At 74.2% G+C, this 13,220-nt stretch carries 13 protein-coding genes; 6 read left to right on the forward strand and 7 right to left on the reverse strand.

The features are described 5' to 3' along the window. Positions 1–22: 22 nt before the first annotated feature. Positions 23–1,033: a polyprenyl synthetase family protein gene (locus OO47_RS08135; protein ID WP_030208844.1), complete on the forward strand. Its 1,011-nt coding sequence runs from the start codon at positions 23–25 to the stop codon at positions 1,031–1,033. Positions 1,034–1,094: 61 nt separating this feature from the next. On the opposite strand, the gene OO47_RS08140 is transcribed toward OO47_RS08135, so the two are convergent. Further along, positions 1,095–3,254, reverse strand: coding sequence for an FUSC family protein (locus OO47_RS08140; protein WP_051715539.1), 2,160 nt, complete (start codon positions 3,252–3,254; stop codon positions 1,095–1,097). Positions 3,255–3,506: 252 nt separating this feature from the next. Here OO47_RS08140 and OO47_RS08145 point away from each other — a divergent pair, with 252 nt between their 5' ends. After that, on the forward strand, positions 3,507–4,730 hold the full coding sequence (locus OO47_RS08145; RefSeq protein ID WP_030208846.1) for a LolA family protein: 1,224 nt from the start codon (positions 3,507–3,509) through the stop codon (positions 4,728–4,730). 78 nt (positions 4,731–4,808) lie between these two features. Here the strand turns inward: OO47_RS08145 and OO47_RS08150 are convergent, their stop codons facing one another. Next, positions 4,809–5,864, reverse strand: coding sequence for a M28 family peptidase (locus OO47_RS08150; protein ID WP_033208408.1), 1,056 nt, complete (start codon positions 5,862–5,864; stop codon positions 4,809–4,811). Positions 5,865–6,159: 295 nt separating this feature from the next. Between OO47_RS08150 and OO47_RS08155 the strand changes: the two genes are divergently transcribed. Next, positions 6,160–6,750, forward strand: a complete 591-nt coding sequence (locus tag OO47_RS08155; RefSeq protein WP_078489528.1) for a DUF1203 domain-containing protein — start codon at positions 6,160–6,162, stop codon at positions 6,748–6,750. Positions 6,751–6,761: 11 nt separating this feature from the next. On the opposite strand, the gene OO47_RS08160 is transcribed toward OO47_RS08155, so the two are convergent. From OO47_RS08160 to OO47_RS08170, 3 genes are read right to left on the reverse strand one after another with little or no spacing between them, the layout of a single operon-like run. Then, entirely contained in the window at positions 6,762–7,229 is a 468-nt protein-coding gene (locus OO47_RS08160; protein ID WP_030208849.1) for a VOC family protein, read from the reverse strand. Further along, positions 7,226–7,894 (reverse strand): DUF4291 domain-containing protein, encoded by a 669-nt coding sequence (locus OO47_RS08165; protein ID WP_051715542.1) that lies wholly within the window; start codon positions 7,892–7,894, stop codon positions 7,226–7,228. The genes OO47_RS08160 and OO47_RS08165 overlap by 4 nt, the downstream gene beginning before the upstream one ends. Positions 7,895–7,934: 40 nt before the next feature. After that, positions 7,935–8,765: a nucleotidyltransferase domain-containing protein gene (locus OO47_RS08170; protein ID WP_030208853.1), complete on the reverse strand. Its 831-nt coding sequence runs from the start codon at positions 8,763–8,765 to the stop codon at positions 7,935–7,937. A 192-nt stretch (positions 8,766–8,957) separates the two neighbouring features. Between OO47_RS08170 and OO47_RS08175 the strand changes: the two genes are divergently transcribed. Next, complete coding sequence (locus OO47_RS08175; RefSeq protein WP_030208856.1) at positions 8,958–9,539, forward strand: dihydrofolate reductase family protein; 582 nt, start codon at positions 8,958–8,960, stop codon at positions 9,537–9,539. Between the two features lie 54 nt (positions 9,540–9,593). Here OO47_RS08175 and rarD read toward each other — a convergent pair whose 3' ends face one another. Then, positions 9,594–10,589 carry an EamA family transporter RarD gene (gene rarD / locus OO47_RS08180; RefSeq protein ID WP_030208858.1) on the reverse strand — a complete coding sequence of 332 codons (996 nt, stop codon included), beginning with the start codon at positions 10,587–10,589 and terminating at the stop codon, positions 9,594–9,596. 111 nt (positions 10,590–10,700) lie between these two features. Next, on the reverse strand, positions 10,701–11,588 hold the full coding sequence (locus tag OO47_RS08185; RefSeq protein ID WP_030208861.1) for an NmrA family NAD(P)-binding protein: 888 nt from the start codon (positions 11,586–11,588) through the stop codon (positions 10,701–10,703). Positions 11,589–11,684: 96 nt separating this feature from the next. Between OO47_RS08185 and OO47_RS08190 the strand changes: the two genes are divergently transcribed. Beyond that, a complete protein-coding gene (locus tag OO47_RS08190) occupies positions 11,685–12,101 on the forward strand; it encodes a winged helix-turn-helix transcriptional regulator (protein ID WP_030208864.1) in 417 nt (138 codons plus the stop codon). Between the two features lie 141 nt (positions 12,102–12,242). Next, positions 12,243–13,049, forward strand: a complete 807-nt coding sequence (locus tag OO47_RS08195) for a hypothetical protein (protein WP_234323107.1) — start codon at positions 12,243–12,245, stop codon at positions 13,047–13,049. Positions 13,050–13,220: the final 171 nt, after the last annotated feature.

The raw sequence follows: 13,220 nt of genomic DNA on the forward strand, positions 1-13,220 counted from the left end.
TCAGCAGACAGGAGACTCCCTCGTGACCGTCGTCGGGCCGTTCGGCCTCAGCGTGCGGGACCAGGCTCTTGAGGCCGATGTCCAGACCGGTCTGGCGGCCGTGGAGGCGGGTCTCCTGGACGCCACCAAGAGCGACGTCCCCTTCATCACGGAGGCCGCGCAGCACCTCGTCCTGGCCGGCGGGAAGCGCTTCCGCCCGCTGCTCGTGATGCTCGCCGCCCAGTTCGGAGACCCCTACGCGCCCGGCATCGTGCCCGCCGCCGTGGTCGTCGAGCTGACCCACCTCGCCACGCTCTACCACGACGACGTCATGGACGAGGCCGACGTCCGGCGCGGCGTCCCCAGCGCCAACACCCGCTGGGGCAACTCGATCGCCGTCCTCACCGGCGACTTCCTCTTCGCCCGCGCCTCCCACACGCTCGCGGACCTCGGCCCCGAGGCCGTCCGCATCCAGTCCGAGGCGTTCGAGCGCCTGGTGACCGGCCAGATCCTGGAGACCGCCGGACCCACCGACGGCCGCGACCCCGTCGACCACTACCTCGACGTCCTCGGCGGCAAGACCGGCTCCCTCGTCGCCGTCGCCTGCCGCTTCGGCGCCATGATGGCCGGCGCCGACGAGGGCGTCGTGGACACCCTCACCCAGTACGGCGAGCGGCTCGGCGTCGCCTTCCAGCTCGCCGACGACGTCCTCGACATCGCCTCCGACTCCCACGAGTCCGGCAAGACCCCCGGCACCGACCTGCGCGAGGGCATCCCGACCCTGCCCGTCCTGCACCTGCGGGCCGCGGCCGCCGCGCACGGGCGCCCCGAGGACGTCGAGCTCGTCGCCCTCGTCGACGGCGACCTCACCGACGACGCCCGGCACGCCGAGGTCCTGCGCCGGCTGCGCGCCCACCCGGCCCTGGAGCAGGCCCGCCGGGACACCGTGCGCTACGCGGAGGAGGCCCGCGCGATGCTGGCCCCGCTGCCCGACGGCTACGCCAAGTCGGCGCTCGCGGAGCTGTGCGACGCGGTGGTGTACCGGGCGGGCTAGCTTTCCGGTTCGGCTTTCCGGCCCAGTCTTCCGGTTCGGCTTTCCGGCTCGGTTTTCCGGCTCAGCTCTTCGGCCGCGGGGGCGAGCCCGCCTCCAGGTCCCGGGCGAGCGCCCGCAGCCAGACCTCCACGTCCGTGAGCGGGGCCAGCAGCGGCGCGGGGACCCGCTCGGCCACCTCCGGCGGCAGGGAGGCGGGGCGGACCCGCACGCCCTCCGGGGGGAAGCCTGCCGCCCGTACGGTCGCCGCGGCCACCTCCTCGGCCGCCTCCCGCGCCCAGCGCCGCGCCTCCGGCGGAAGCCCCGGCATGCCGTCCGTACGGGGCAGCCAGTAGGCGCCGACCAGCGTGCGCGACCCGTGGTCGAGCACCGCGAGCCAGTCGCGGGCGGCGTCGGCGGTGTCGGGGGCGGGCTCCGTCCGGTACTGCGCGTAGGCCGCCTCGGCGATCCGGAGCCGGTGGAGGGTGAGGCGTACGCCGGGGGAGGGGGAGCCGGGCCCTCCGGGGACGCGGTCCGGGGCGGTGCTCTCGCCGGTCCCGTCCTTTCCGGAACCGGTCCCGCTCCCCCCGCTTCCCTCCGTCACCGCCCTCGCCGTGGCCCGTACCACCGGTGCCGCCGCCCGCAGCAGGGCCGACATCGCGTACCGGATCTCGGCGCGGGCCCCGGCCGGCCAGGCCAGGAGGCCGCACAGCAGGCCGATCGCGCTGCCGGTGAGCACGTCGACCAGACGGGCCTCCGCGAGCCGCCAGGTCACCGGCGCGATCTGCGCGAAGGCCGTGGCGACGACCAGCGTGAAGAGCCCCTGGCCCCACGCCGGGCCGCCGAGCGGGCCCAGCGTGAAGGCCACCAGCATCATCGGCACGAGCAGCGCCGCGTACACGTCGGAGGAGCCCCCGGCCCCCACGATCAGGAGCCCGGCGGCGAACGCCCCCGCCAGCGTCCCGGCCGCGGCCGCCCGTACGGCCGACCAGGTGGCGCCCGCCGTGGTCCGCCCCAGGGTCAGGACGGCGAGCAGCACCCAGAAACCGTGCGACAGGTCGAGCGAACCGGCCACCAGCCGGGCGAGCGCCAGGCCGAGCGCGGTGCGCAGGGCGTTCTGGAAGACGACCGAGCGCCGGGTCAGATTGCCCCTGACCCGGACGGCCAGCAGCCGGGCCGGGCCCTCCGCCGCGTACCAGAACTGCTCGCGGGGCAGCCCGTACAGCCGTTCCCGGCCGCCGAGCGCGAGGGAGGCGGCCGTGCGGACGGTCACCGCCGACACCGCCGCCGTCAGGACCGTCGACCGCCGGACCAGGACGGCGCGCGGGGCGGGGACGCCGGCCCTCGCCCTCAGGAAGTCGGCGACCAGCTCTTCGAGGAGCTGCGGCCCGGCGAGGACCCGCCCCGCACGCCTCCGCCGTCCCCGGCGCAGGGCCGCGGCCGTCTCCGTACAGCTCGCCGCGACCCCCCGCAGCAGCTCCGCCGAGGCCGTGTCCCCGGGCGCCGGGCCGTGCCCGGCGAGCAGGGCCAGCTGGTCGAGGAGCCGGCGGGCCGCGGCCCCCGCCTGGGCCAGGGCCCGGTCCGTCCGGCCCGCGCCCGTCGGCCGGGCCCCGGCGGGCAGCCGCGACAGGCGCAGCTCCCGCCCGGCCGCCCCGAGCCGCGCGGCGGTCTCCGGGTCCGGCCCCTGCCCGCGCACGACCCCGGAGGCGGCGCGGGCCGCCAGGTCCAGGGCCCCGGCGATCCGCGTACGGTACGAGGGCCCCGGCGCGTCCGGGAAGAACACCGCCTCGGCCAGGGCCAGGAGCGCCCCGCCGACGGCGAGTCCGACGAGCCGCTGCGGCAGCGTCCCCGGCTCGTACGGCGGGAAGCAGGCCAGGATGTAGAAGAGCTGGAGCCCGGGGGCGGCGCCCGCGGTCCGGGGCCCGCAGGCCGACCCGAAGGCCAGCGCGAACCCCACCGCCAGCATGCCCGCGACGGCCGGCCAGGTCCCGACCGCGAGGACGGTCCCGAGGGCGACGAGCACGGCCGCGGCGGGCACCGCCCGCAGCACGGTCCCGGCCCGCTCCCGGCCCGCCCCGGGCAGCGGGGAGAGGATGCCGAAGGCGATGGGGGTGAACAGGGCGTAGATCCCGGCCACCGGCCGGTCCAGGAGGTGGAGCGCCGGGTAGAACCCGGCGGCCGTCGCGGCCGTGACGTGCGCGGCGTGACGCCCGGTGCGCGCCACCGCGGAGAGCCCCTCGGCCATGCCGGCTCCTCTCGACCCGCCTCCTTCCAGTCTCGCCCGGGAGCGCGCGCCCCGCCTTCGCGGAAGCGGGCGTTCCGGCCGTACGGGGACCGCGCGGGCCGCACCGGTCTCGGGGTCGGGTCATCCCCAAGGGGTAGGCGGGGTTGATCCCCGGGGCTGACGCTTCCCGTCGCCCCGTTTGGTGAGATGGAGTACATCGACCACACGGGGCCGTACGAGGCCCCTTCAGGGCGCACGGAGGTAGCGGAGACCATGGCAGCGAACGAAGTCCCCGGCGGGACCGCCGGCGAGATCCGCGGCGAGGCTCGTGGCGAGACCCGTCGCCGGGCGAGCCGGTACGTCGTCCCCGTCGCGGTGGCCGGCGTGGCCGCGGCGACCATCGGTCTGGTCCCGGCGCTCGCGGCGTCCGGCGACCCGGACCTGCCGGAGATCACGGCACAGCAGCTCATCGAGAAGATCGCGGGCTCGGAGACCCAGACGCTCTCCGGCACCTTCAAGGTCTCCACCGACCTGGGCCTGCCGGCCCTCGGCGGCCTGGCGTCCGGCCTCGGGAGCCTGGGCGGCGGGGCGGGCTCCTCCACGGCGGACCCCTCGCAGAAGCTCACCGAACTCGCCTCGGGCACCCACACGCTGCGCCTCGCGGCGGACGGTCCCGAGCGCCAGAGGCTCACCCTGCTCGACGGCTCCGACGAGTACAGCCTGATCCACAACGGCGACGACGTCTGGGCCTACGACAGCAAGTCGAACGAGGTCTTCCACGAGAAGGGCGCGGCGGAAGGCCCGGAGGCCGGGCAGAAGGAGCTGCCCGCCACGCCCAAGGAGCTCGCGGACGAGGTCCTGAAGGCGGCCGGCGACACGACGTCGATCACGGTCGACGGCACGGCGAAGGTGGCGGGCCGGGACGCGTACCAGCTGCTGATCAAGCCGAAGCAGGCCGGTTCGACGGTCGCTTCGGTGAAGATCGCGGTGGACGCGGCGAACGGCACCCCGCTGAAGTTCACCCTCTCCTCGGTCGAGGGCGGCAAGCCGGTCGTGGACGCGGGCTTCACGAAGGTCGACTTCGCCCGTCCGGACGCGTCGGTCTTCGCCTTCGAGGCGCCGAAGGGCGCGAAGGTGACGGAGGGCGCGGAGGAGGCGCGGAAGTCGGAGAAGCTCCCGGAGGACTTCGAGAAGGAGTTCGGCAAGGACTTCGAGAAGGAGTTCGGGGGCTTCGGCAAGGGCCTGAACGTCATCGGCGAGGGCTGGACGACCATCGCGAGGCTCGACACCGGCGCCCCGGCGCCGAAGACGGACGAGGCGCCGAAGGAGATCCAGGGCCTCCTGGACTCCTTCGGCGACGAGGTCACCGGGAAGTTCGGCTCGGGCACCCTCTTCAAGACGAAGCTGGTGAACGCGCTGCTGACCGACGACGGCAAGGTCTACGTCGGCGCGGTGACGAAGGACGCGCTGGTGGACGCGGCGAACGCCGGCAAGTAGGCGCCGACCGGGTTGGGACCCCGGGCGGGTCGGGGGCTGTGGTCACCGACCCGCCCGGGCGTTTCGTCGGACCGTCCGCTACGGGAAGGTCAGCTTGACGGCGTTGATGTAGCCGACGTCGGCCGGACCCCTGTCCTGGACGCGGAGCTTCCAGGCGCCGTTGGCGACCTCGGAGGAGGCGTTCACGGTGTAGGTCTGGACGATGTTGTCGGCGCTGCCGCCGGTCTGGTTGTGCAGGTTGTAGACCGAGCCGTCGGGGGCGACGAGGTCGACGACGAGGTCGCCCTTGTAGGTGTGGACGATGTCCACGCCGACGGAGAGGTTGCGCGCGCTGGTCTTCACGCGGCTCGCGCCGGTGAAGAGGCCGCCGACGGGGACGCCCGCGCTCTTGAAGGGGGCGTGGTCGGAGCGTCCGTCGCCCTCGGTCTCGATCTCGGTCGGGACGCCGAGGCCCGCGAAGTAGTTCTTGAAGGTCTGCTCGATCGTCGGGTCGTCGTCGTAGACGAAGTAGCCCGGGTTCGGCGAGCCGATCATGTCGAAGTTCAGATAGCCCTTGATCTTCGAACGCTCGGTCGCCGGAAGGTTGTTGACGTAGTACTTGGAGCCGACGAGGCCCAGCTCCTCGGCGCCCCACCAGGCGAACCGCAGGTGCTTGGAGGGCTGGTAGCCCGCGCGGGACACGGCGAGGGCGGTCTCCAGGATCGCGGCGGAGCCGGAGCCGTTGTCGTTGATGCCGGGGCCGGAGGAGACCGAGTCGAGGTGCGAGCCGGCCATCAGGACCTGGTTGGGGTCGCCGCCCGGCCAGTCGGCTATCAGGTTGTAGCCGGTGGCGCCGCTGGTGGTGAAGGTCTGGAGGCTGGTGGTGTATCCGGCGGCGTCCAGCTTCGCCTTCACGAAGTCGATGGACGCCTTGTAACCGGCGCGGCCGTGGGCCCGGTTGCCGCCGTTGGCGGTGGCGATGGACTGGAGGTCCGTCAAGTGCTGCTTGACGGCGGTGAGCGAGATGTCGGGCGCGGCGGCGGCGCCGGCGGCCTCGGCGGGCCGGGCGGTGGCGCTGGTCCCGGTGAGACCACCGAGCGCGAGCGCCGCGAGGGCGGCGACCGCGGTGACGCGTCTGGGCACGGAGATGTTCATGTGGGGGCTCCGGATTCCGAACGGGGATGGGACGGAACGTGCGAGACGCCCCGGGCGTGGGAGGCCGCGAGGCGTTGGAGCTGTACGAATGCGTGCGTGCTGTTCAGTTGTTGTTGCGCGAGTGTTCCGCTGTGCGTGCTGAATGTTCAGTGACAGGATGTGTCCACGTCAAGAGCGGAAACCGGTCAGTCCCGTTCGCTCAGCGGACGAGCACGTCGGACACGGCCTCCCGCACACCGGGGTCGGCGTCCGAATCCCGCCGGTGCGCGGGGCGGGGAAGGGCGACGCTGGAGCCATGCGTACAGCCGAGACCTCCCACGGCCCCCGGGGCGCCGAGACCTCCCACGTCCCCCGGGTCGCCGAGACCTCCCACGTCCCCCGGGTCGCCGAGACCTCCTACGTCCCCCGGGCCGTCGCGCCCGCCGCCCTCGTCGAGTTGCGCGCCGTCGACGACGCCGGGCGTCCCTGTGTCCCGTACACGGCCACCGAGGGCGGGGAGCCCCTTCGCTGCTGTCTGCGGCCCGCCGCCCCCGGCGAGCGGATCGCGCTCGTCTCGTACGCGCCGCTGCGCCGCTGGGCGGCGGAGACGGGGGCCGAGCCCGGCGCGTACGACGAGCAGGGCCCCGTCTTCGTGCACGCCGGGGAGTGCGGCGGGCCCGCGCCCTCGGGGACGTACCCCTTCGCGCGGCCCGGGGCCCTGCGCGCCCTCCGCCGGTACGACGCGGAGGGCCGGATCGTCGGCGGCCGGCTCCTGGAGCTCCCGGAGGACCCGGCGGAGGGCTTCGACCTGGCCCTCGCGGAGGCCTTCGACGACCCCGCCGTGGCCCTGGTCCACGTCCGGGCCGTCGAGTACGGCTGCTTCCACTTCGAGGTCCGCCGCCCCTGACCCCTCCCGCCCTACTGCACGCAGAACTCGTTCCGCTCCGGGTCCGCCATGACCACCCACGAGCCCGACGGCTCGTCCACCTCGCGCAGGACCGTCGCGCCGAGGTCGATCAGGCGGGCGACCTCCTTGTCCCGGGCGCCCTCCTCCGCGTGGAGGTCCAGGTGGAGGCGGTTCTTGACGGTCTTCGCCTCCGGGACCCGCTGGAAGAGGATCCGGTGGCCCAGACCCGCGTCGGTGTCCTCGTCGTACGGCTCGTCCGGGTGCCGCACGGCGGCGAGGTCCCGCCAGCCGAGCCGTTCGTGCTCCGTCCCGCCGTGCACGGTGGTCGTCACCTCGTCGGGGACGGCCCCCATCCCGAGCAGCCGGCGGACGAGCGGGCTGTGGTCCTCCTCCCGGTAGCGCAGGGCGGCGGCCCAGAAGGCGGCCTGGGCGTGCGGGTCCGAGGCGTCGACGACGAGCTTCCAGTGCAGGGGTTTCATGCCCCCGGTTCTAGCGCCCCGTTCCCGCCCGTGCCACCGGAACGGTTCTTTCCGCTGGAACGGCGGTCCTGCCCGACCCGCAGGTGGTCCAGGAGCCCCTCCGGCTCCGGGTACGGCTCCTCCCGGGGGAGCAGGGCCCGGGCGCCGTCCACGTCCCCGGCCCGGACCAGGGCGTGGACGCGGTGGGCGAGCGGGGTCGCGTCGGTGATCGACACCGTCCACTCGTCCGCGTACCGGCGGGACGCCTCGCCCGCCAGGCCGAGCTGGAGCGAGCGGTACGGGAGGGGATTCAGGCGCGGGTCGCGCTCCGGGTCCCACTGGACCCGGGCCGGGGACTCCCGCAGCTGCCGCCGCCACGCGTCCCGGTCGGGGTGGAAGCCCCGCTCGTAGGGGGAGAGGCAGGCGTTCCGCAGGGCCCACTCGAAGCCCTCGCGGGTGATCTCCACGGCGAGGACGGTCTCCTGCCCCTCCTTCAGGCCCCAGCCCGAGCGGTACATCATCCACAGGAACGACGGTTTGATCCACGTCATCCGGTCCCGCTTCCAGGCGGCCGGAAACCGGCCCTCCCGCGCCGCCGGGAGCCCGATCGCGGGCCTGTACGCCTGGTAGACGGTGACCGTGCGCTCCGTGTGGAGCGCGCGGATCCGGTGCTTCGGTTCCTCCATGGGGTTCAGGGTGGGGGCGGGCCCCTCGTACCACCACCGGTTATTCCGGGGCCGTCCGGTCCGCGAGCGCCTTGCACACCTCGGCGGTCAGGGCGTCGGCCTCGTCCAGGACCGCCGCCAGGGAGGCCGGATCCGTGCCGGGGGCGGCGAACAGCCGGTGGGCGCGGTCCGCGAAGTCCGGCGGGGCGGCGGGCAGCCCGTCCGCCTCCCGTACCGCCCCCTTCTCGTTCAGGACCCAGCTCCCCGCGTGCGCGTGCAGGGCGTGTACGAGGAGGCCGACCGCGCGGAAGAGGCAGCCCGCCACATAGAAGACGTCCCCGCGGGCCGCTCCCTTCCGGGCGCAGGCCAGGGTGAACGGCGCCTCCCAGCACGCGTTCTCGACGAGCGCCGTGCGCAGCGCGTCCGGGTAGGGGCGGACCCGCTCCCGGAGGGCCCGCAGCTCGCCGGTCGGGTCGGACAGGACGCGGCCGAGCGCCAGCTCGCCCGCGTAGGACGGGGAGAAGAAGCCCAGGGGGTGGCCGGGCTGGGCGCCGAACTCGAAGCGGCCCGCCTCGCACTCCTCCCGGACGCGCCGCACCCGGTCCAGGTCGCGGTAGATCCAGTCCACGTGGTGGCCGTCGACGGTCAGCCAGCCGCCGCCGTCCACCCACGGCCCCCAGCCGCCCGGCTCGGTCACCTCCACCGGCCCGCCGGTCAGTTCGGCCGCGATCCGGCGCAGGGCGTCGGTGTCCAGCGGCCGCCGGTAGTACAGGCCGAGGTCGAAGTCGGAGGCCGGGGAGTGCGTCCCCCGCGCCCGGCTGCCGCCCAGGCACACCCCGACGACCCCCTCGACCTCGGACAGACGGGCCGCGATCTCCTGCAAGCGTTCCATCCGGCCCATTCTGCGGAGGCCGCCCGCCGCCCGCGAACCGTTTGCGGGCGCCCCGCCGTGGCGGCGACCGATGAGTTTCCCCGTGCTCCGCGGTCATGTGTCACGGCAGGAGCGCGGCGGTCGCGAAGGAGGACGGGCGCGCACCGGAGGAACCGCCTGCCGACCGGACACGAGAGACCGAGGATGCCTTCCATGCGCACTCTGATCAGCACCGCCTTCATCTCGCTCGACGGCGTCGTCGAGGCCCCGGGCGGCGAGCCCGGCTACCGGAACTCCGGGTGGACGTTCAAGGACGTCGAGTTCCTTCCCGAGGCGTTCGAGATCAAGGACCGGGAGCAGAAGGAGGCCGCGGCGATGCTGCTCGGCCGCGTCAGCTACGAGGCGTTCGGCGCGGTGTGGCCGGACATGGAGGACTTCGCCGGCTACAAGGCGATGCCGAAGTACGTCGTCTCCACCACCCTCGCCGAGGACGACCTCGTCCCGAACTGGGGAGAGACCACGATCCTGCGCTCGCTCGACGAGGTCGCCGCGCTCAAGGAGACCGAGGGCGGCCCGATCATCGTCCACGGCAGCGCCGCGCTGAACCGGGCCCTGTCGGACGCCGGCCTGATCGACCGGTACCACCTGCTCGTCTTCCCCCTCCTGCTCGGGGCGGGCAAGCGGCTCTTCAGCGCCACGGACAAGGACGCCCAGAAGCTGAAGCCGGTCGAGCACGAGGTCTACGCGAACGGCCTGCAGAAGCAGGTCTTCGACGTCGTCCGGCCGGACGCCTGAGCCTCCGGCCCGCCGTCTATGGGCACGGTCACAGGCACGGGTACGGGTACGCCGTCAGCGTCCGGTCGAGGGCGCGGTCCCGACCGGCCCCGGGGCCTCGACCGGTTGCGAGGACCCGGCCGTACCTGCCGCTGCCGCCGCTGCCGCCGCCGCGACCGCCGCCCGGTTGCGCCGGTTCGCGCGCAGGGCGTCCCACGTGAGGATCGTCAGGGCCAGCCAGACGAGGGAGAAGCCCGCCCAGCGCTCCGCCGGCATCGCCTCGTGGAAGTAGAGGACGCCCAGGAGGAACTGGAAGGTCGGCGCGAGGTACTGGAGGAGGCCGAGCGTCGACAGCGGGACGCGGATCGCCGCCGCGCCGAAGCAGACCAGCGGGATCGCCGTGACCAGGCCGGTGGCGGCGAGCAGAGCGGTGTGGCCGGCGCCGTGCGAGCCGAACGCCAGGGTGCCCTGGCCTCCGAGCCAGACCAGGTACGCGAGGGCGGGCAGGAACTGGACGGCGGTCTCGGCGGCCAGCGACTCCAGGCCCCCGATGTTGACCTTCTTCTTCACCAGGCCGTAGAGCGCGAAGGAGAAGGCGAGGACGAGCGAGATCCACGGCGGCTGCCCGTATCCGATCGCGAGGACGAGCACGGCCGCGAGGCCGATGCCGACCGCCACCCACTGCGCCGGGCGCAGCCGCTCCTGGAGGACGAGGACGCCGAGGGCGATGGTGACGAGCGGGTTGATGAAGTAGCCGAGGGAGGCCTCGACGACGTGGCCCGCGTTCACGGACCAGATGTAGAGGCCCCAGTTCACGGTGATGACGGCGGCGGCGAGGGCGATCAGACCGAGCTTGCGCGGGCTGCGCACCAGCTCCCGCACCCAGCCCCAGCGGCGCAGGACCAGCAGGGCGAGCCCCACGAAGGCCAGGGACCACACCATGCGGTGGGCGAGGATCTCGATCGCCCCGGCCGGTTTGAGGAGCGGCCAGAAGAGGGGGACCAGGCCCCACATGGCGTAGGCGCCGATCCCGTGGAGCAGGCCTGCTCGTCCCTCGTTCTCCGTCTTCACCGGACCTCCCGCCCTGTGCCGCGCCGTCCTGTCGGCCGCTTCGTCGACGGTAGCGCCGCACGGGGCGGGTTGTCATGCCCGTACCGCTATACGGTCATGACGGTCGGACGGTCAGCGGGAGGCGTCCAGGGCCTCCTGGACCGAGACGCCGACCGGGGTGGTCGGGCGGCCGATCAGCCGGGCCAGGTCGCCGGTCCGCAGGGCGAGCGCGCCGTGCCCGGCGGCCCGGTCGACGTCGACCAGGATCTCGGCGAAGGGGCGCGGGAGGCCGGCGCCGGTGAGGATCTCCAGATGGGCCTCGGCGGAGACGGGGGTGTACGCGACCTCCCGGCCGGACCGGGCGGCGACCTCGGCCGCGTACTCGGCGAAGGACCAGGCGGTGTCGCCGCTCAGCTCGTACACCCGGTTCAGGTGCTCCTCGGCCGGGCCGGTCAGGACGGCGGCCGCGGCGGCGGCGTAGTCGGCGCGGGAGGCGGAGGCGATCCGGCCCTCGCCGGCGTTGGAGACGACGGCGCCGTGGGCGAGGACGGGGGCGAGGTTCGCGGTGTAGTTCTCGCTGTACCAGCCGTTGCGCAGGAAGGTGTACGGCAGGCCGGAGGCGAGGATCAGGCGCTCGGTCTCCTTGTGCTCGGCGGCCAGCTCGAAGTCGGCGTCGTCGCCGCCGAGGACGCCGGTGTATGCGAGCTGCGCCACCCCCGCCGCCCTGGCCGCGTCGATCACGGCGGCGTGCTGGGCGACGCGCCGCCCGACCTCGCTGCCGGAGATCAGGAGCACCCGGTCACCGGCCCCGAAGGCGCCCGCCAGGGTCTCGGGGCGGTCGTAGTCGGCGATCCGCAGCTCGACCCCGCGCTCGGCCAGGTCCGCCGCCTTGTCCTTGTCGCGGACGACGGCGACGACCTGTTCGGCGGGGGCGGTGCCCTCGGCGGGGGCGGCGGCGAGGAGGGCGTCGACGACGAGGCGGCCGAGCTGCCCGGTGGCTCCGGTGACGACGATGCTCATGGTGCTTCCTTACGCGTGGGGTGCGGTGGACGGTGCACTCACCGTACGACGGGCACTAACTTTTCGACAGTGCCCACTTTGAAGTAAGGTACTGGCATGGGAGTAAGTGAAGAGGTGGGCGCGACGGCCCCGCTGCCCGACGTGTTCGAACCGATGTGCCCCTCGCGTGCCGTCCTGGAGCACGTCACCAGCCGCTGGGGCGTCCTCGTCCTCGCGTCCCTCCTGGAGCGCCCGTACCGCTTCAGCGAGCTGCGCCGCCGCATCGGGAACGTCAGCGAGAAGATGCTCGCCCAGACCCTCCGGACCCTGGAGCGCGACGGCTTCGTCCACCGCGACGCCAAGCCCGTCATCCCGCCCCGCGTCGACTACGCCCTCACCCCGCTCGGCACCGAGGCCGCCCGCCGGGTCCGGGAGCTGGCCCACTGGAGCGAGCGGCGGGTCGCCGCCGTCCAGGAGGCCCGCGAGCGGTACGACGGGGCGCGTCGCGAGAGTGCCACCGCTTCGTCCCAATGAGGTTGCGGGCACGGCCGGTTGCCCCGCCAGGTCGTACGATCTGATCGCCGTTCGGGTGATTCGGGTCATCCGCGTAGGGACCGTGGGGGGACTGTGGCGTACGGGGACCGAAGACTGCTGCGTGCCTGCTGTGCCGTGCTGGTGGGCGGACTGATCGCGACCGGATGCGCCGACGGGCGCGACGACGGGGCGAAACCCGACGGCAGGGCGAGTACGAGCGGGGCGTCGACCCCGGGCGGTACGGCCCCGGCCCCCGCGCCCACCCCGACCCCCACCCCGACCGCCCTCGACTTCACCCCCGACCCGAAGCGCGCGCCGAAGAACGCCGCCGACGCCCGGAGGCTCGCCCTCGCCGTCGTCGCGGGGCCCGACGCCTGGGGCCCGGACTACGTGAAGCGCACCCCGCACCTCAGCGACCCCGACTACTGGCCCGTGCTCGGGGAGGGCTGCTCCTGGGGGACCGGGACCCGTCCCTCCACCGTCCTGCACAGCGTCACCGCCTACAGCGAGGTCCCCGCCGTCGACGGCCGGGGCACCCTCCGGGTCGCCGCCACCGTCACCGTCCACCGCACCGAGGAGGACGCGGACTGGGAGATGGCCGGGACCCTGGAGGAGGCCCTGCGCTGCCCGAACCAGAGGCTGCGCGACGGCGAGCGCATCGAGGGGCTCATCTCCCTCGGCAACCCCTTCGGCCTCGGCGGCAACTACACCGCCGCGGACTCCCTCGGCGAGCGCGGCGGCTACTACAACGACGAGTTCCGCGGGAGGCAGTTCTACGGCTGGTACCAGTCGAGGATCGGCCAGGTCACCGTCGCCACCGTCGTCAAGGGCGCCCCGGGCTACAGCGAGGAGACGACCGACACGACGATCGGCACCGTCACCGCCCAGGTCCAGGCCCTCGTCACCATGCTCGAACGCGTCAAGGACGAGCTGGAGGTCCAGTCATGAGCCCCGTGAACCCGAGCGACGCCCACGAGCCGGAGGACGTCCGCGAGGCGGGGGGCGCCCCGGGTGCGGGCGCCGACCATGGACCGGAGGACGCGCGCGCGCCGGAAGGCGCCCCGGGGACGGAGCCGGGTGTCGGCCACGGGCCGGAGGACACCCGGACGCCGGAGCCGC

It is taken from the genome of Streptomyces bikiniensis (genome assembly GCF_000716625.1).
Taxonomy (GTDB): Bacteria; Actinomycetota; Actinomycetes; order Streptomycetales; family Streptomycetaceae; genus Streptomyces; species Streptomyces bikiniensis.

What these genes read in the sequence shown, in the direction of transcription:
- OO47_RS08140 (WP_051715539.1), bottom strand. Translation starts at nt 3,254, where the DNA reads ATGGCCGAGGGGCTCTCCGCGGTGGCGCGCACCGGGCGTCACGCCGCG.
- OO47_RS08145 (WP_030208846.1), top strand. Translation starts at nt 3,507, where the DNA reads ATGGCAGCGAACGAAGTCCCCGGCGGGACCGCCGGCGAGATCCGCGGC.
- OO47_RS08150 (WP_033208408.1), bottom strand. Translation starts at nt 5,864, where the DNA reads ATGAACATCTCCGTGCCCAGACGCGTCACCGCGGTCGCCGCCCTCGCG.
- OO47_RS08155 (WP_078489528.1), top strand. Translation starts at nt 6,160, where the DNA reads ATGCGTACAGCCGAGACCTCCCACGGCCCCCGGGGCGCCGAGACCTCC.
- OO47_RS08160 (WP_030208849.1), bottom strand. Translation starts at nt 7,229, where the DNA reads ATGAAACCCCTGCACTGGAAGCTCGTCGTCGACGCCTCGGACCCGCAC.
- OO47_RS08165 (WP_051715542.1), bottom strand. Translation starts at nt 7,894, where the DNA reads ATGGAGGAACCGAAGCACCGGATCCGCGCGCTCCACACGGAGCGCACG.
- OO47_RS08170 (WP_030208853.1), bottom strand. Translation starts at nt 8,765, where the DNA reads ATGGAACGCTTGCAGGAGATCGCGGCCCGTCTGTCCGAGGTCGAGGGG.
- OO47_RS08175 (WP_030208856.1), top strand. Translation starts at nt 8,958, where the DNA reads ATGCGCACTCTGATCAGCACCGCCTTCATCTCGCTCGACGGCGTCGTC.
- OO47_RS08185 (WP_030208861.1), bottom strand. Translation starts at nt 11,588, where the DNA reads ATGAGCATCGTCGTCACCGGAGCCACCGGGCAGCTCGGCCGCCTCGTC.
- OO47_RS08190 (WP_030208864.1), top strand. Translation starts at nt 11,685, where the DNA reads ATGGGAGTAAGTGAAGAGGTGGGCGCGACGGCCCCGCTGCCCGACGTG.